This window comes from Levilactobacillus parabrevis ATCC 53295 (assembly GCF_001434055.1).
In the GTDB taxonomy this organism is placed as follows: domain Bacteria; phylum Bacillota; class Bacilli; order Lactobacillales; family Lactobacillaceae; genus Levilactobacillus; species Levilactobacillus parabrevis.
Window position 1 is genome coordinate 99,482 of the sequence record NZ_AZCZ01000001.1, and the last position, 18,023, is coordinate 117,504.

General features: G+C 49.1%; 19 protein-coding genes. 7 read left to right on the forward strand and 12 right to left on the reverse strand.

What is annotated here, in order from left to right; genetic code table 11:
* Nucleotides 1-15: 15 nt before the first annotated feature.
* Nucleotides 16-1,749: a septation ring formation regulator EzrA gene (ezrA, locus tag FD07_RS00445; RefSeq protein WP_020088378.1), complete on the reverse strand. Its 1,734-nt coding sequence runs from the start codon at nucleotides 1,747-1,749 to the stop codon at nucleotides 16-18.
* Between the two features lie 187 nt (nucleotides 1,750-1,936).
* On the opposite strand from ezrA, the gene FD07_RS00450 reads away from it, so the two are divergent.
* Together FD07_RS00450 and rpsD are read left to right on the forward strand one after the other, a co-directional pair.
* Complete coding sequence (locus tag FD07_RS00450; RefSeq protein WP_020088379.1) at nucleotides 1,937-2,407, forward strand: GAF domain-containing protein; 471 nt, start codon at nucleotides 1,937-1,939, stop codon at nucleotides 2,405-2,407.
* 198 nt (nucleotides 2,408-2,605) lie between these two features.
* The gene (gene rpsD, locus FD07_RS00455; RefSeq protein WP_020088380.1) at nucleotides 2,606-3,211 is read left to right on the forward strand and encodes a 30S ribosomal protein S4; all 606 of its coding nucleotides are present in this window, start codon (nucleotides 2,606-2,608) and stop codon (nucleotides 3,209-3,211) included.
* Nucleotides 3,212-3,535: 324 nt separating this feature from the next.
* Here the strand turns inward: rpsD and FD07_RS00460 are convergent, their stop codons facing one another.
* The gene (locus tag FD07_RS00460) at nucleotides 3,536-4,027 is read right to left on the reverse strand and encodes a DUF2335 domain-containing protein (RefSeq protein ID WP_020088381.1); all 492 of its coding nucleotides are present in this window, start codon (nucleotides 4,025-4,027) and stop codon (nucleotides 3,536-3,538) included.
* Entirely contained in the window at nucleotides 3,984-4,232 is a 249-nt protein-coding gene (locus FD07_RS12440) for a hypothetical protein (protein ID WP_020088382.1), read from the reverse strand. The genes FD07_RS00460 and FD07_RS12440 overlap by 44 nt, the downstream gene beginning before the upstream one ends.
* Before the next feature lie 193 nt (nucleotides 4,233-4,425).
* On the opposite strand from FD07_RS12440, the gene FD07_RS00470 reads away from it, so the two are divergent.
* On the forward strand, nucleotides 4,426-4,626 hold the full coding sequence (locus FD07_RS00470; protein WP_020088383.1) for a hypothetical protein: 201 nt from the start codon (nucleotides 4,426-4,428) through the stop codon (nucleotides 4,624-4,626).
* A 64-nt stretch (nucleotides 4,627-4,690) separates the two neighbouring features.
* Here the strand turns inward: FD07_RS00470 and FD07_RS00475 are convergent, their stop codons facing one another.
* Nucleotides 4,691-5,737, reverse strand: coding sequence for an AI-2E family transporter (locus FD07_RS00475; RefSeq protein ID WP_020088384.1), 1,047 nt, complete (start codon nucleotides 5,735-5,737; stop codon nucleotides 4,691-4,693).
* A gap of 89 nt (nucleotides 5,738-5,826) precedes the next feature.
* Nucleotides 5,827-6,426: a DUF1054 family protein gene (locus FD07_RS00480; RefSeq protein WP_020088385.1), complete on the reverse strand. Its 600-nt coding sequence runs from the start codon at nucleotides 6,424-6,426 to the stop codon at nucleotides 5,827-5,829.
* 76 nt (nucleotides 6,427-6,502) lie between these two features.
* Here FD07_RS00480 and FD07_RS00485 point away from each other — a divergent pair, with 76 nt between their 5' ends.
* From FD07_RS00485 to FD07_RS00500, 4 genes are all read left to right on the forward strand, one after another.
* Entirely contained in the window at nucleotides 6,503-6,955 is a 453-nt protein-coding gene (locus FD07_RS00485) for a YueI family protein (RefSeq protein WP_020088386.1), read from the forward strand.
* A gap of 18 nt (nucleotides 6,956-6,973) precedes the next feature.
* The gene (locus tag FD07_RS00490) at nucleotides 6,974-8,248 is read left to right on the forward strand and encodes a replication-associated recombination protein A (RefSeq protein WP_020088387.1); all 1,275 of its coding nucleotides are present in this window, start codon (nucleotides 6,974-6,976) and stop codon (nucleotides 8,246-8,248) included.
* A 415-nt stretch (nucleotides 8,249-8,663) separates the two neighbouring features.
* A complete protein-coding gene (locus FD07_RS00495; RefSeq protein WP_020088388.1) occupies nucleotides 8,664-8,951 on the forward strand; it encodes a hypothetical protein in 288 nt (95 codons plus the stop codon).
* A 96-nt stretch (nucleotides 8,952-9,047) separates the two neighbouring features.
* Nucleotides 9,048-9,527, forward strand: a complete 480-nt coding sequence (locus FD07_RS00500) for a universal stress protein (RefSeq protein ID WP_020088389.1) — start codon at nucleotides 9,048-9,050, stop codon at nucleotides 9,525-9,527.
* A gap of 115 nt (nucleotides 9,528-9,642) precedes the next feature.
* On the opposite strand, the gene FD07_RS00505 is transcribed toward FD07_RS00500, so the two are convergent.
* The 7 genes from FD07_RS00505 to FD07_RS00535 form a co-directional block, all read right to left on the reverse strand.
* On the reverse strand, nucleotides 9,643-10,500 hold the full coding sequence (locus FD07_RS00505) for a helix-turn-helix transcriptional regulator (RefSeq protein WP_020088390.1): 858 nt from the start codon (nucleotides 10,498-10,500) through the stop codon (nucleotides 9,643-9,645).
* A 351-nt stretch (nucleotides 10,501-10,851) separates the two neighbouring features.
* A complete protein-coding gene (locus tag FD07_RS00510) occupies nucleotides 10,852-12,471 on the reverse strand; it encodes a glycerophosphodiester phosphodiesterase (protein ID WP_155823021.1) in 1,620 nt (539 codons plus the stop codon).
* An 86-nt stretch (nucleotides 12,472-12,557) separates the two neighbouring features.
* Nucleotides 12,558-13,700 carry a D-alanine--D-alanine ligase family protein gene (locus FD07_RS00515; protein ID WP_020088392.1) on the reverse strand — a complete coding sequence of 381 codons (1,143 nt, stop codon included), beginning with the start codon at nucleotides 13,698-13,700 and terminating at the stop codon, nucleotides 12,558-12,560.
* Nucleotides 13,701-13,785: 85 nt separating this feature from the next.
* Complete coding sequence (locus tag FD07_RS00520; RefSeq protein ID WP_020088393.1) at nucleotides 13,786-14,757, reverse strand: DUF2785 domain-containing protein; 972 nt, start codon at nucleotides 14,755-14,757, stop codon at nucleotides 13,786-13,788.
* A gap of 402 nt (nucleotides 14,758-15,159) precedes the next feature.
* Nucleotides 15,160-16,011 carry an SPFH domain-containing protein gene (locus FD07_RS00525; protein ID WP_020088394.1) on the reverse strand — a complete coding sequence of 284 codons (852 nt, stop codon included), beginning with the start codon at nucleotides 16,009-16,011 and terminating at the stop codon, nucleotides 15,160-15,162.
* A 473-nt stretch (nucleotides 16,012-16,484) separates the two neighbouring features.
* On the reverse strand, nucleotides 16,485-16,787 hold the full coding sequence (locus FD07_RS00530) for a glycine cleavage system protein H (RefSeq protein WP_020088395.1): 303 nt from the start codon (nucleotides 16,785-16,787) through the stop codon (nucleotides 16,485-16,487).
* A 17-nt stretch (nucleotides 16,788-16,804) separates the two neighbouring features.
* Nucleotides 16,805-18,010: an FtsW/RodA/SpoVE family cell cycle protein gene (locus FD07_RS00535; RefSeq protein WP_020088396.1), complete on the reverse strand. Its 1,206-nt coding sequence runs from the start codon at nucleotides 18,008-18,010 to the stop codon at nucleotides 16,805-16,807.
* Between the last annotated feature and the right edge of the window lie 13 nt (nucleotides 18,011-18,023).

The window sequence follows — 18,023 nt, forward strand, 5'->3', positions numbered from 1 at the left end:
TCAGTATTATTCAGATTACTTAGTGTCGTCCGTGTCGCGCTTAGGCTTTTCCTTACCTTTACTTTGGTAATAGGCATCTTCTAAGCGTTTGTAAGACCCGGGTTCCACTTCGTCCAGCACGGTGGCAATGGTTTCCAACGCCTTGGCGTACTGATGCTTGTTCTCGAACAAGTCGGCCGCTTCCTTGCTGGCAGTGGCGACGTTCTCGTGACTGGTCTGGTAACGGTTAGCGTACTGCAACAGCTGTTCCGCCAACTCGGAACTGTCGATCAGATCATCAGTTTTCTCCTGCAACGTGTCCAAATCAGTCTGAATGATCAGCAATTGCTTGGTGATCCGTTCCATGTCGATCTGGGGTTGATCCATATCCGTTGCTAGTTGGGCCACCTCGTCACGTACAACGAAGAAGTAGTCCAGATAAGTTTGAGGAATGCCCGGAAGATTTAAGTTCTCAACTTGCCGCCGCAAACTATGTAAATCAAAATCGAATTGCTGTAAGGTGTCTCTGGCCTGCTTCTCTTCATCGGCGAGACCGGCAACGCTCTTCAAGATGTCAGCCTGTTGCTGTTCAATCTGTTCCAGGTCCTTTTGTTGCTGTTCTTGGTGAGCCAACACTTGTGAGTACGTGGCCGTCTTACCGGTCAGGTCTTGCATGTCTCGTTGATAAATGCCGTCGATGCCTCGCAACTGTTCGTTAAGTTCACGCGCAGTTTCGATCTCTTGATGATCCAACGTGTAGTTTTGACTCAACCGATCGAGCTCAGCCATCAGCGCGTGGCTTTGGTTTTGCGCGTGGGCAATAAACTTTGCGACACCATCCAGATTAGCTTCAACTGGCGACTTGGCATCAATTTCCGTTTGCATCAGGTCATAAATACTATCGATTTGCGTGGCGATCCGGTCATTGACGACCTTGGCATCGTCAGGTCGTAAATCGCCTAACGTATCAAGGTTGGCGCTGATGTGGTCCTCGATGGTACTGATCATCTCGGGAACGTTTTGATCGCCAAAGTGATAATTATCAGCACTCAACTGTTGGTAACCACTCCGAAGTTCCTTGACTTGGTCGGGGAAGACGACCGTCAGATCCTTATACAGTGGTGGAATGGCTTTAATCAAGCCTTCCAACACAGCCGTATCATCGTGTAACTGATTCAACACATCGGCAGCCCGTTGATGGTCGCCTTCTTGCGTTAACCGTGAGAAGGTGTCAAAGTTATCTTCTAATTGACTCAACTGTTCCTCTAAGCCATCGATGCTGGGACCAAAGGCAAAGTTTTTGGCCAACAGTGTCTTCCGCAGGCCCTGATACTTCTGTTCCAATTCCTTCACGGCGGCTCGGTGTTGCTTATCGACTTCTTGGAGGTGGGTCAACTGTTCCTGAACGGACTTAATCAGTTCATCGGTCTGATCGACTAAAGTCGTAACCTTGGTGAGATTTTGCCGCAACTGAATCAAGTTGACTCCTCGCGAGTCACTTAGGAGTTGGGCCAACTGATCATCGATTCGGGTAAAGCGGTTCTCGGTGATTTCAGAGAAATCGGACTGCAAGTTTTCGTAGTCCTCTAACGATTGCCCAGTTAGGCTCAATTGCCCCACCAATTGCAGCTCATCCTTTAACGGAATGGCTTCCATCGCTTCCTTTTTCGTAGTTAGCGTCGCGACTTGGCGCCGAATCCGTTGCTGGTACACCAACAAGCCAACGTACGCGGCAATCGCAAGTATGACGATTCCTATTAGTACAATCATTTTGACCCCATCCTTCATCAACATTTCAACGTTTAAACGAGTTGTAAAATAACTCGGTTCACTTTATAATTTAATCTAATCTTGATTATAGCATAAGTGACGCACTGGCTTCACTACGTTTTCATGATTCTCTTAACCTTTCTGGCTATAATCAAACAATTAATGCTAAAACAATGGAGGCCTTTTCATGAGTGATCGTATCAATCCTTTAATTACCGAACAACTTGACGCCCTCCTATATGAGGAAACGAATCTCGTGGCGAACCTTGCCAATGCATCTGCCCTACTCAAGCAAACCCTGACGGATGTTAACTGGGCGGGCTTTTATCTGTATCAGCCTGAAACGGACGATCTGATTCTGGGACCCTTCCAGGGTAACGTTGCCTGTGTGCACATCGAAAATGGTCACGGAGTCTGCGGTACTGGCTTAGCCACGCAAGAAACCCAACTGGTCGCCGACGTCCACGAATTCGCTGGCCACATCGCCTGTGATTCCGCCAGCAACGCCGAAGTCGTGGTGCCCCTCACCTTGAACGACGGTACCAAGCTGGGCGTCATGGATATTGACTCCCCTAGCAAGGGCCGATTCACTACTGAAGACCAAGAAGTATTGGAAGAATTCGCGCGCGTTTTGCTAAAACACATTGACAAAGCCTAGTGTTTCTGGTTATACTGGTGCTTGTGTAAAATAATGCAGCGATAAGTGGTAAGCTCGTCAACAGATTGTTGCCGTTCAATTGGTTCAGGAAGTAACCTGCGGCTGCATACGGTGAAACCTGCAAAGCAACCTGCACGAATACTAAACTTATATACAGCTTATTTTACTCCAAATAATATTTTATTGGAGGAACTATCTATGTCTCGTTACACTGGCCCAAGCTGGCGTATTTCCCGTCGTTTAGGGGTATCCCTTTCCGGCACTGGTAAAGAATTAAACCGTCGTCCTTACGCACCTGGTGATCATGGTCAAGGTCGTCGTCAAAAGTTATCTGAATACGGTACGCAATTGCGTGAAAAGCAAAAGCTCCGGTTCACTTACGGCATGACTGAACGTCAATTCTACAACTTGTTCAAGCGTGCCGGCAAGATCTCTGAAGGTACCCATGGTACTAACTTCATGATCTTACTCGAACGTCGTCTTGACAACATGGTTTACCGTTTAGGTTTGGCAACGACTCGTCGTCAAGCTCGTCAATTGGTTAACCATGGTCACATCACGGTTGATGGCAAGCGCGTTGACATCCCTTCATACGAAGTCGAAGTTGGCCAAGTTATCTCCGTTCGTGAAAAGTCTAAGGACATGGCAATCATCAAGGGCGCTGTTGAAGCCGTTGTTGGTCGTCCACAATACGTCCAATTCGACGCTGACAAGTTGGAAGGTTCCCTTACCCGCTTCCCTCAACGTGAAGAATTAGATGCAGAACTCGACGATTCACTTATCGTTGAATACTACAACCGTTAAGATTAACGTCTTGATTGGTTTGAAGAAGTCTCGCCGGTTGGCGGGGCTTTTTTATTACCAAAACTTTCAACCAACCATTAGCTACAACTGATTTTACGTGAGATTTATAGGACAGCGCCAAAAACTATGGAGATACGCCCTTTCCATGGGAGGGGCGTTTTACTTATTCAAAAAATAAAGATCACGGTCAAGCTTATCCATCAATCACGTGTAACTGGTTGGTAAGACTCCTCTATCATCCGAATGTATGACACCATAAAAATATGCATCGCACCCTTCCAGCTAATTACGACAGCCAAGAGGGCGCGATGCATACAAACTTATTTAATTATCTTCATCATTTTTATCAGTTGAAATATCATCTTTACCTGACAAAGCATTAACCTGATCGACGAGGCTTCCTAAAAATACTAAGAAACCTCCTGCGCCAAATACTGTCCCGATAATTCTGTGATTGTTCATGATCAAGACAAATGACCCAACTAGCAGTAAAATTGTTACAAGAACTAAACTACCCAATGTAAACCATGCCAGATGCCCCCGGCGTGCCTGCCGTTTTGTTTCCAGCTTGCGACGATGCTGAGACTCTTGCACACCATTCTCAATAATCTCTTTTGCTGCCCCTGGATAAAGTTTTTCATATCCTTCAAGGATTGCTGGATGAGGTATCGGACCAGAATACATTTCCATTGTGGCAATGATTTTTTCCTGATCCTCAGAAGGTAAGTTCTCCAACTTATCAAGAATATCAGTTCTACTACCAACGTTGTTTTTATCGCTTATCTTTGACTGTTTGTCTGGTAAGCTTTCTGTCATACTTGACTACCCCAAATTTCATGTCTTTACCAATCTTTTTCCAATCACTGGCAATTGCTTGCTGAGATGTCTGACTCTTTTGCGCACTTATGGTACGATTGGTAGATATTGAAAAGCCTTTGGCAATTGATCTTATCACTTTTAACGTGGCCAAGTTCGTTACTTTAGTTAGGGTGGAAACACGAAACGAATTGAAATTTTGCATACATGATTCCTCCTCACAATTCTAGTTTATTTGATTAAGATGTTATTAGCAAGTTAAGTATTTGATAAACAGCTAAAATATTATTCCCCATATGAACAGCATTTGCACGTATTTATTCAACAAGAGCATCATTGCGCCCAACCATGCAGACCGGCGTTAAAAGCTGCAGAACCTACATATTGGAGGCTTCACCATGCCCATTTTGAATCTCGTCATGAGCCTGTCATTGGTCTTAAACATTCTGCTTGGCTTGGCCGTCATTGCCTTGCTAGTCGTCTTCTTCCTGTGGCTCCGCGACCGTCACAGTAAGACGCCGAAGGTTACGAACAAAACGCTCGCCTACTACGCTGGCCTGCTCGTGATTTTCTTAATAGCGAAATTAGTCATGCACTAATGATGCCAAATAAGCTGTGCATCCCCTACTTACTCGGGATGCACAGCTTATTTTCTACTCAACTTTAAGCGTGATCAGTCGGCGTCGGTAACGTCTCTGATTTCACCTTCAACTGCACGTCGAACACGTCCAGGAAGAATGCTACCAGTGGCACCCCAACGATCAGTCCCCACGCACCAAAAATCTGTTCACTCACAATTAACGTAATGAAGGTCACGAAGATTGGCAGGTTGGTGGCGTTAGCCATTAGCCGTGGATGAAGGAAGTACGACTCGAACATGTGAATCACCACGACCAGCACCAACACCTCGATCACGCGGATCAGACCACCCGTGACAAAGGCAATGATGACCAATGGAATCATCGAAATTAAGACCCCAGCCACTGGAATCAAGCCTAGGAAGAAGACCATGATTCCTAGAATTAACAAGCTTGGCATCCCAATCAACCAGAGACCCAACACCATCAAAATGGTATTGATCGTGCAAATAATCAATTGCGTTTCGATAACCGTTCCAAAGATGTGGACAAACTTCAAAACTAAATTTCCCATCGGTACAAAGAGCCCCGCAAATCGGCTCTTGGTAAAGGCGTGCACGAACCGCTGTAATTGTGCCTTAGTCAGATTAAAGATGAAGCTGAAGAAGAACGCTAGAATCACCGTTTCAACGCCAGAACTGAACCGTGACAACTTCACCATCCCGCTAGACAGCATTGCCTTACCATTGCTAATGACCGTCGCGTTCTGGGTCAGATTCTTGACTAGCTTGGTCAGTGACGACTCCAACTGTGGATAGGTCCGAACCAATTCATTCAAGGTATGTGGCAGACCAGAAGCCTCGGACACCAGCGGCGGGATAATCTGGCCAAATGCTGCGACCAGCACACCTAAAAACAACAGGTAGACCAGCAACGTCGACAGTAAATGATGTAGGTGCAAGTGCCGTTCAATCCCCACAATGGCCGCATTGCCTAAGTAAATGAAAATGATGGTGAACAACGCTAATGACAGAAAGCCTCGAGCACACCACGCGATGATGATCAGTAAGAGTAGTGCGCCATAGTAGGCTGTCAGTGGACTCTGCCACCATTTTTTAAGTATATTTATCACAAAAATCCTCCCCGATTATGCAAGCTAGTTTTAAGACTACCCGTCCCCCGTGGGGATTGCAACCAGTCCCCACTATTCTTCTACAACGATTAAAGTCGAATCAGTTGGTCATAGATCGGCAATAAGGCCGTCACATCGTCACGAATCACTTGCGCCTGCGCGGCTGGTGTTAACGTGAAGAAGGTATCCCCGCGCAGATAATTCCGCCCCACCTGCCATTCGGCATGACGCTGTGTTTGCGTGGCCATCAGTTCCTGATAAGCCTCCCGCGTCAACGGAACGCCGGCATTCTTATCGGTATGATCGCCACCGCATTCAAATCCAGCCGGCAACTGCAGCACCAGATCTTCCTTCAGACTACTCAGCAACGCCTGCCGCTCCTTGGCTTCCTGCAACACCGCCAACCAAATAAAGAAACGGTCGTCCCAGAAGCCAATTTCAATGTGTGGCAACATTTTATAGCCCCGCTTAGATGTACTGAAAGCCACCCAGGTATCGGTCGGCGGATTCTTCGTCCGGCGCCGGTGCTGGGAAATATGGTCATAGATTGGCATACTTAGCTTCGCGAAAACCGGTGCCAAATCAGCTACGGTTGCCGTAAACTTGGGATCAATATACGCCTGAATCTTACCTAGTCGTCCCGGCAACGTCTGGTCATCAAACACGTGAAAATCCTGGTCTTGATACATGATGAGTCCCCCTCACTGAAAGTCCCTTTGATTCCATGGTATACTAACAACACTAACTTGAAAAGAGGGATTAGACATGGCTGAAAAGAGTCAGATGGACAAACATTTACAGAATTCTACCTTTGGTGCACCGAAAGTCAATCCGGACGAGCAACGCCGCTACCTGGGAACTTTCCGGGAACGGGTGTCGTTGGCCATGACCATCGCCGAAGTCAACGACCGAAGTAATTTGGACGCCTTCGTCACTGAGATCACGGCTCATCCCGATTATCAAATCATCCTAAACGGTCACATTGCGCAGGCTGATCTCGCGCCTTATATGAAATTGGCCGCACAACACAATCTAAAGTTTACGATTCGTAACGATATTTTCTATGGGATGGCTGCCGACGACTATGGTTTGATCATCGCCAGTGACCACGCCATCAACGACAACCCCATCACACTGGCAAAAAAGTACCCTGACCAGGCCCACACAGATACCGATACTCAGAAGAAGTCCCTACTGGATAAACTCCTGGGCAAGTAACGAAAGGAGCTTCACTTTTTGGCACAACCACTTGCTTACCGCATGCGACCACAGCGTTTAGAAGACGTGGTCGGCCAACAGGACTTGGTCGGCCCGGGCAAAATCATTGCCCGGATGGTTGCGGCAAAATTACTCTCATCTATGATTCTCTACGGACCGCCGGGCACCGGGAAGACCAGCATCGCCAGCGCGATTGCTGGATCGACCAAGTATGCCTTCCGCAAGCTAAACGCGGCGACCGATTCCAAGAAGGATCTCCAAGTCGTAGCGGCCGAAGCCAAGATGAGTGGCACCGTCATTCTTCTCTTGGATGAAATTCACCGGCTGGACAAGACCAAACAAGACTTCCTGCTCCCCCACTTGGAGAGCGGCCGAATCATTCTGATCGGTGCGACCACTGAAAATCCCTACATCAACATCAACCCGGCCATTCGGAGTCGAACGCAAATTTTCGAGGTTCATCCGTTATCCTTAGACGACATCGAAACGGCTCTACGCCGCGCTATTACCGATAAGGAACGCGGCCTGGGTGACCTCCCGTTAGATATTGACGATGACGCCTTTCACTTCATGGCGGGGGCAACTAACGGCGACTTACGAAGTGCCTTGAATGGCCTGGAACTCGCCGCACAGTCAACACCACCTGGCGATGACGACCACATTCACATTACGCTAGAAGTTGCCGAGGCCTGCTTTCAACGCCGGGCGTTGGTTGGCGACAAAAACGGCGATGCCCACTATGATGTGATTTCGGCTTTTCAAAAATCAATTCGAGGGAGCGACACCGATGCCGCTCTCCACTACCTGGGGCAATTGGTCGCTGCGGGTGATCTGCCGTCGATCTGCCGCCGGCTCATGGTGATCGCCTACGAAGACATTGGCATGGCCAACCTACCAGCCGCAGCTCGAACCGTTCAAGCAGTCACGGCGGCTCAACAACTGGGCTTACCCGAGGGGCGGATTCCCCTCGCCGATGCGGTCATTGAGCTCTGCCTGTCGCCCAAATCCAACTCCGGAATCACTGCCATGGATGCGGCCCTGGAAGACGTGATGAACGGGCACAACGGGGCGGTGCCCGACCGATTGAAGGACGCCCATTACGTGGGAGCCAAAAAGTTAGGTCACGGTACTGCCTACCAGTTTCCTCATGACTTCCCGAATGACTGGGTCAAGCAGCAATATTTGCCGGATACTCTCCGTGACGCACAGTACTATCACCCTAAGACAAATGGCCGTTTTGAAAGCCAATTGGCCGAACAATACGAGCGTCTGCGCCGGGCCAATCGAACGTAACGAATTGAATTTTTTATAAAAATATGCTACTATACAAGTGGTTCTAAGGTGTACGCGTTGTCTCACTACAAGTTGCCGAACAAGTAATTATAAAACGGGATTGCCTAAGGGCAGAGAAGATGACATGCCTTTTCACTTGGAAGTCAGACGCTCTGCCACGCTCTCCCCCCTGCATTTGTCATCGCGGGTCAACATGACTAGACAATTAACGGCACCACTTAGATCATCAAAAGCATTCGTGCTTTGAGGGCCATTCCATTGAATGGTCCTTTTCTTTTGGTGTCAGTGTGCTATCCTAAATAGATTGACGGTGACTGGCTCGTGGTCCAGCGCAGGTTCGCCACTCTAACACGGCACCAGTAACGTCCCATTAATCAAAAAACTAATTTTTTCAAAAAACTCAAGGAGGCCCCTCATGGTCATCACGATTCTTATGATTTGCTACACCCTACTCTCGTTTGGTATCGGCTACTTTGCTTTTAGCCACCGCCAACGGCCCTTCCTGGTCTTTCACCCGGAGGAATTTCCCAACTTAAGTCGCGTCCTCGTTATCTGTGGGTCGATTCTCATGATCATCGGTGTGCTGGCAGCCATCGCCACCATCATGAACAATACCATCTTTATTTCACTAACTTTACTAGCTGGGGTCATCGCAATCATGACTTTCCAACTGATGCTTTTGCATTGGTTTCCAAAGCGGTAACCGTTTCCAAGTTTTCCACCTTTTTTCACCATATTGCTTTTTATTTGGCGTTAAATAACGTATGATAAGAGTATAAAGTAATGAGAGGTGAACAATATGTTACAACAATACAAGCACATTTTAGTTCCAGTTGACGGTTCATACGAGGCCGAGTTAGCCTTCAAGAAAGCGGTCGCTGTTGCTAAGCGTAACGATGCTGATTTACATCTCGTTCACGTTGTTGATACGCGGGCTTTCCAAAATATTTCCAGCTTCGATACCAGCATGGTTGAACAAGTTACGGAAACAGCGAAGAAGACACTGGATAAATACGTGGTCGATGCCAAAGCCGATGGCTTAGAAAGCATCGACTACGCCATCGAATACGGTGCACCAAAGACCATTATTGCCCGTGACGTTCCACGAGACAACGACACTGACCTTATCATGATCGGTGCTACCGGGCTAAACGCGGTGGAACGGTTACTCATTGGTTCCGTGACCGAATACGTCACTCGGACCGCTGTCTGCGACGTTATCGTGGTTCGGACCGACCAGAACAACCGGCCAGCTAAGAACACGAAGTCTGAAAGATAATTACGAACATTCTTAAAACCAAGTACCGTCATCCCTAGGGTGGCGGTACTTTTTTCGTCTAAATCATGGGGCCTACCTAAAAAGCCGGCAGGCACCATGACCTGTCGGCTCTAAGTTATTCAGTTAGCATTGCGCCAATCTGCGGCGTCAATCGTTCTTGTAGGGCCACATTATGCGTGACCAAAGCAAGGGTGCGAGCAATCACCAAACTGCGCTTCGCAGCGGCGGTCGCCAACAAGGCTTGTTCCGCCTGCCCCTTCAGCTCATACAAGACATCAATTAAGTATAGTGAAGCCTGGTGCTTAACCGCCCGCAACGCCGCCTCAACGTTTTCAATCACCATTTGTGGCTGATCTAAGTCGAGGTACATCTTGGCAATACGGTAGCGTGCCCAGATCATCCGTTGGAAGTTTTCTTCGTCATGCCATTCGAAGTCATCCAGATAGTTGCTGGCCGCATTCAGGTAGTAACGCGTCTTATCCAACTCCTGCCGCGCCATGTAGGCATCTGCCATCCCGACATTACCCACGATTGCGTACAAGTCCCACGGCATCCGATGGGAACGGTGCAGTAATAAATTAAAGTGGAAAATAGCTTCGTCCGGTCGTTGCCGGGCCCCCATTTCAATAAACCCACGATAATAATGATAGCGTTCGCGGTCAAATCCATTTTGGACGTTAGTCATATTCATCTTGGCCAGCATCTCGGCTGCCAGCGAATAATCCTCGCGCCGAACTGCTTGCGAAATACAACTAAACTGTTCGTCCAACCCGCTACCCAGTCCCGATAAAACATCATTTAATGAAATGTTCAGTCGCCGGCAGATCTGTAAAATGATCTTAATGCTAGGTAACTTATCTTTCTTTTCCATCAAACTGACGGTCGCTTGGGTGCAGATTCCTTCGGCCAATTCCTGTTGCGACAAATTCTTCTGTTTCCGGTATTGTTTAACCTTATTCCCTAATAAACGCATCTTATCTCTCCCTACGATTCGTAACGTTAGGTAGCTGTCAACCGATAAATCCGAACATTACGCAAACGTCATCAACGCCGGTTCCCCGACCATAAATCATAATAGGCGTTAATATTCATCCCCTGGTAATGACTGGCCAAACTTGGCCTCTTTATCTTAATTACCATGATAAGTGATTCAGGGGGAATTACAAGCATAATGCTAATTTATTAAGGAACTTTAATCTGTCTATACCATTTTATCATTTAAAAATAAAAGAATTAATAAACGGCCACAATCAGTCGTATATTAATTCTTTAATCGTTAATATTATTCGTACTTTTAGTAAGCATTTACTTGATTAGCAATTGGTTAATAGCTATAAATAAAGTTCTGGAGCACGGCCCACCCCTGACGCTGTGGTGACTGTCGCGTAACTGCCCGCAATCGCCGCAGCTCATTCGTAATCTGGCCGTCCGCTCCCAACGCCCACATCCGCGTCATCTTTGCTCGCGAATCCGGCGTCCAAATGTAGGCAGGCACCCCCATCTGATGAGCCGCCAAGATAAATTGTTGGCTAGCTGAGATTTGCTGGAAGGAGTAGAAATCCGCCGGCACCGACTGGGGGGCTATCCAGTTGAAAGGCAAGATATAGCCAACTTGCAGCCGAGGCACCCGCTGCCGAAGCTGCGCCACTACCCGATAGTCCAGGGAGTGGACAACGTCATGGTCGCGGATCAGTCGCTGCCCGTACTGCCGAGCAAAGCGGCGAGTCATCCCCGCCGAGTCCCGTGGCGTCGTCTTGAGTTCTACCATCAGTGGCTGATGCAACCGTTCCGCTGCCCGCAAATAGGCAGGCCATCCGGCCAACGACGTAGATTGCCCATTCTCGTGGACTGTCAGCCGTTCTAGTTGGCGAAGTGTCAACTGGTGTGGTGTGACGTTTCGCGCCGCGAGAACCCGCAAATTTTCATCGTGGAGCACGACCCACTGATGGTCCTTCGTCTCGTGGAGATCCATCTCCACATAGGTCGGATGTTCACTGCTCACGTGCCGCAGGGCCGCAATGGTGTTCTGAACGCCCCAAGCATGGTCGACCCCTCGATGGCTAATCAAGGCTGTAGGCGCAAACTGCGGCTGCTGGGTCAGTGTCTGTTGAACAATGACCCCGCCCAGCCCCAAACAGGCCACACCGCCGATAATGGACCACCAACGACGATGGCCTCTGCTAGAGTCGATTATCGCCGACAAGTTGGGTTGACCACACCAACTCCACACAACCGTAAGCGCCCCTAAGATGCTGGTCACGGCAAACAACAGAAGGACGCCAGCCAACGAGACTGTAAGCCCACTAACGGCCACCTGCGTCGAAGCATAGCGACCGGCCTGCGCATTGACCCACACTAGGCCTTCGCTGACTAGCCACCAGCCAAACGTTAACAGACCACAGACGAGGAGTCCGCCAGCCATTTGGCCTACTGTTCCCGGTCGCTTCAGTTGCGGTGTCAACCGGCGGAAATGTCGGGGGCCCCACAACAACAGATAGCCAACCAGAAGTAGATAGATAACGGCGGCCACCAGTACGACCGGCCGCCGATGAAGCGACACGAAGTTGACCCAGCTCGCCGCTAACGGTAGCCGAACCAGAATCCGGCTACTCAGCCCCCACGACCCCAGTGGCAGGGCAAGGATGGCCACCCAAAGCTCCACCACTAACCAACGCCACTTATATCGCCAAGCTAGCCGCCAACTCGTTTGCCAGTCCGGAATCGGTGTCCCGGTGAACAGTCGCGTTAATTGCGTGAACTGACCGGCAATCGCCACCCCTAAGGCTAGCGTGGCGAAAATTAAGCTCGTCGACCATCCCGGGCGCTGGCCAGACCAGCGAACCAGCGCAAACAATCCGGCGACCAGTTCCCAACCGAGTAACATCCCCGGCGTCAATATTCCCACGCACCAACTTTTCACCAGACGGCGTCCAAACTCTCGCAAAACAACAGCCTCCCCTTTCACCACTCATGAACCAACAAAAAAACCGGTACGAAACGTCTCCGCTTCATACCGGTTATCAGTAAAATCTACTTTTTCGGCTTGTAAGTTGATGCTGCCGAGTTGTTATCTAACGGAATGAAATCGTAAGCCAATTCATCTTGATACTTGAATTCTTCTAAGGCCAGTTCAATCAAGCGGTCAATTAAGTCCGCATAACTAATCCCGGAAGCTTGCCACAACTGTGGGTACAAGCTGATGTTGGTGAACCCAGGTAAGGTGTTGACCTCACCAACGTAAGGGACGCCATCCTTGGAAACCAAGTAGTCAATTCGTGCCATACCCTTTAAGCCCAAGGCTGCATATGCCCGCAGACCCATCGTTGTGATTTCCGTCGTGAGTTCAGCTGGTAATTCAACTGGCACTTCGAAGGTCACACCACTGGCATCAACGAACTTGTTGTTGTAGTCGTAGAACACATCGGATTCTGGCACCCGGATTGCACCCAACTTGGATGCTTGCGGATGTTCGTTACCCAAAATGGAAATTTCGACTTCCTCAGGACCTGCAATCGTTTCTTCTACCATCACTTTGAAGTCATAACGGAAGGCATCAGCGACACCCGCGTTAAATTCTTCTGCGTTTCCGGCTTTGTGAATACCGACTGAGGAACCTTGGTTGGCAGGCTTGATGAAGACGTTCGTCCCCAACTTCTCGGAAACCGTGGCATAATCGTACTCGTCGCGGTTTTCAGGCGTGATGACCACGTACTTCGTGTTCCGAATGCCGTGGGTCGTCAGAACTTGCTTCGTCATATCCTTATCAAAGGCCGTCGCTGATGCCAAGACGCCACTCCCCACGAAAGGCTTTTTCAGTAAACGGAAAAGCCCTTGGATCGTACCGTCTTCACCCAAATTACCATGAATAATTGGGAAGAAAACATCAATATCCTTTGCTTGAGATAAATTCCAAATGGGTGCCAATGGGTTCGTAGCGTCTACTTGGGCTTGTTCTTCAGCAGCGACCGTTGCTTCATCTTCACCATCAAAGACGCGCCGGGAAGCAGCGTCACTTAAGACGAAACCATCACGCGTCAGTAAGAATAAACTAACGTTGTAACGTGACTTGTCCATCGCGTCATAGATGTTGTGGGCTGAACGCTTAGAAACGTCATGTTCCGAAGAATTACCACCGAATAATAGACCTACATGTAACTTTGTTTTTGTATCCATTTTGTCACTCATCCTATCGTATATATTTCGGTTAGCCTACAGTATACCATTTCTCTAAAAAATTGAATATATTTTTCGGTAAATTTCAGCCTAAAAAATCGATAGTTGAATTGAGATATTTTTTAAGTTTCGGACTAGCATCATTTCTCAGTCGGAGGGCATCGGACAGCCGCTTGCGGTTAAAGAACTGATTCCACCCCGCCAGGTTGTCCGGCCGTCGACGGCGAGCTACGGCCAGCCGCCACTGCTTCAATGCGTTTATCAGCGTCGTTTCATACAAGGGGTGCCGATTGGTCAACGTCACAAAGTAGGTTGCCATTCGGTCGTTTTCCCCATAGATCAGCGGCGTGGTCAACCGCTTCAGACGTTCAATCAAGGTCATCAGGAGGAAGAGCTTGTCGGCTCGCGGTAAAATATCCGTCTCCGCCAACACCGTCAGCAGGTCAATGATTGCGGCGTACGCGTGAGCCCAGCCCTGTTGATTGATAAATCCCCGGGTGTCGGTCTCCAAACAGATATAGGTGGCCACCTGATTGACTAGGTGGCTGTAGTCCAACATCCCCTGGGCATCGTTCTCCGCAACAAAGTGAAGAGCGACCGCCAGCAAGGAAGCCGATCCTGCCCGACCAAAGATTGCCGCGTTGGTGGGTTCGAGGATGTGGCTAAACAACGCCTCGTCACGACTCAGGAAGTTAACTAAAGTCACCATATCGTTGACACCCAACGCATTTTGCTGCAAGGCATCGTACACGGTAAAGTTGATCCCATTGTAACGAATGGCGGGATTAGGGGACGCCAAGTGATGGAGCAGGCGATCCAAGTCCTTTAAGGAAAGCGCCAATGGCTGATTCTTTTCGAGCCGACCACGCAGCGTATTCAGTAGCTCCTCGATGCCATCCTGGTCATCGGGTAACGTGACGGGGGTGCGTCGCCGCCGGTGGATTCCATCCATCAATTGCCCCAGCTGCGGCCCCAGAGACTGAAAAACCGTCCCTTTTTTTAACTCTGCATTCAGGGTCGCGAGCTGCTGCTGCAACTCCCCTATCTGTTCATCCATCTTGTTACCCTCCAGTGATTTTTCTTTTCTGATGCCTTTCCATGTTAACTGCCGCCTGCGGCTGTCAGGGTTCCGCCTGCTGTGGGGACCAGTGTGAGCCTGAGAAACGGTCTCACACCTCGACTTTAAGCTACACCAAGTTCAGGCGTAGCTTAAAGCTCGTCCCATGCCGTAAACACGGGAAATTCACCCGTGTTAACGCCATCGTCACAGCTGGCTACGCCCTGACCTCCTCCGTCTAAGACTAGCGGTACTCTTATAAAACTCGCTGCCCGTAAAAATCACTGACGTGTTCGGTCCAGTAACCTCTGCCGAAGCTGTCTAAATATTTTCTAAATCAATTAGCCTCTTAAGTAGACTAAGCCAATTTTATCCGCTGACATATCATTTAGCGACAAGTCATTATGACTCTATTTTACCAGTATTAATGACCGGTTGGGATCCCCGTTCATTGATGATTGACACCATCATGTTGTTAATCAGTTGTAATTTTTGGTTGTCGCTGAGTTCCAGGTCGGTTTCGTTGGCCAACCGACTGATGGCGCCTTCGGTAATGGACACGGCACCTTCCACGATGATCTTCCGTGCTGACAAAATAGCCTGTGATTGTTGCCGCTGTAACATTGCGGACGCAATTTCGGTGGCATAGGCCAAATGGGTCAATCGGGTTTCAATAATCTTGACCCCGGCCACGTTCAGCCGCTCCTGCAGTTCTTCCGTCAAATGGTTAGAAACCTCGGTCGGGTTGCTCCGTAACGTCAGGGCCTCGCCGTCGCCAAAATTATCATAGGCATATTCAGACGCTACGTGACGAATGGCCGATTCACTTTGAATCTCCACGAATTGCTCGTAGTCTTCTACGGAGAACAGGGCCTTACTGGTATCGACAACTTTGAAGACGATCACCGCCGCAATTTCAACCGGGTTCCCTTGAAGATCATTGACCTTCAGAATGGCACTGTTAAAGTTTCGAACCCGCAGTGAGACCGTGGACTTATTGGTCAGTGGCACCGTCAAATACAGGCCAGCTTCCCGAATCGTCCCGATGTAACGACCAAAGAACGTCAAAACCTTAGATTGATTAGGACTAATAATGGTCAGACTGCTAGCAGCCAAGACGGCCAAAACTAAAATAATAATCGCCAGGGGAACCATAATGTTTTCAAAAATCATCCAACCCCCACCGATGAACAAAGCCAGAACAATCAACAAGCCCAAGTAGCCGTTGATATGAAACACATTCTTTTCTGCCATGTTACTCACTCCATTTCTATAATAGCTACTTCCATTATACCCGACTCGCAGACAAAGGCATAAGGAACCGGTTTCAGGGAGGCTTGGTGAGATTAAACACGACCGGTTTGATCCATCAGAGAATGGTCGTCATGAAAATCGGCTAGCCACGCCAGTTGAACCATTTTTACCGGCCTAGGCAAAGTCATCATTGTTGCCCAGCCGCAGGAGGTCAGGGGTGGCGGTTGCTGTGACGACGGTGTTAGCCCGGACGCTTGTTTCTCCCCGGACTTACAGCGTGGGACGTGTTGGGAAACTCGCATGAACTTTGCGAGGTTCCCAACCGAGCCGGAAGCCCGCCCTTCGGCTGCAGGCGGTCCCCATAGCAACCAGAACCCCTGGCAGCCGAAGGCGAACGCTACACTCTGCCTTTCCACAGGGACGCAAAAACCGGTTCAACTCCGCGTGGAGCCGAACCGGTTCGATCACTCTAATTAAGCTTCTTGGACGTCCACAAACCAAGCAGCGTCAGTATCACTGCCGTTTAAGGCATCGAAGTCGTTCGCTAACGCTGGGTTAACGGCGGCAACTTTACCAGAAACTGGGCTTTGGATGTCGGATACAGCCTTGTCAGCTTCCACGCTCAACAGGTTTTCACCCTTCTTGACCGTGTCGCCAACTGCAGGTAACTTGGCGAATTTGATAGTACCTAACTCGTCTTGTCCTTCAGTGGTCAATCCAATTCGGGTGCCATCAGCAACTGATTTTGTCCAAAAATACTTTACCATTTCAGCCATATTATCTGATCTCCTTTTTATTTAAATGCGTCATTACGACTAAACATGTAACTCTTATAATGATACCGCATCGACATGATTAAACCAATCCCGATGAGGTTCCCAATCAGAGCTGACCCCCCTTGACTAACAAACGGCAATGGAATACCGGTCAGTGGCAAGAGCCCAATGCTCATCCCAATGTTTTCGAACACGTGGAAGAGAATCATCATGATAACCCCAGTGGAAATGTAGGCGTAGAAGACGTTCTTGGTATCGAACGTTACCCGGATCATTTGATAGATCAACAAGAAGTACAGGAAGATCAAGACACAGCCCCCGATGAACCCAAAGTTTTCACCAATTACGGAGAAAATCATATCGGATTCCCGGACAGGGACGTAAACATGAGAAACGTTGAACCCGGTCCCAAAGATGCCACCGGACCCCACCGCCTTCATACTTTGCCACAACTGATACCCACTATTCGAGGTATCCTGTGAGGGATGCAGCCAGGTATCGACCCGGGAGAACTGATAGGCTTGAAAGCCAACCTTTTCCAGAATTTTTCGTCCAGCATCGGTCGTAACCAACGCCAACGCGGTTCCCCCGACACCCCCGACAATCGCAAACGCGGGGGCAATGATCTTCCAGGTAATTCCGGAGACCAGTATCACCCCACCTACGATAGCGAAGAATACCAGCATGGTCCCGAAGTCATTTTGTAATTTCAACAGTATAGCCACTGGTAAGGTCCAGAGAATCAACTTACCAATCAACACCCAGTCCGTCCGCACCGTGTGAAACGGATTCTGGCTATTGTGTTCCGTTACGACCCGCGCCAACATCAGGATAAAGGCGGGCTTCATGACTTCGGACGGCTGGAAGGTCAATGACCCGATGGCAAACCAACTCCGCGCACCGGTATTCAGATAGTACGCCCGACTATAGAAGATCAACACGGCCGCCAGCAGGAAGATTCCCAGCCCATACAGCACCGGTGCCACCTTCCACAGCTGTTCGGAGTCGAATTGCATGATGATAATGATGGCAACCGTCCCAATAACGTACCAGACTAACTGTGAGACCACAGCGGATGTAATGCTCGTGGCACTACTATCGTGGGTCGCCGCTACATAGATGGATGCTAACCCAATCAGGGCCAACATCAGGACACAGAAGATGATTCCCCAGTCGATTCGGGAATCGGTCTCGGTCCGTTGTTCTGTCGCATTCTTTGCCACAATGATTGCTCCT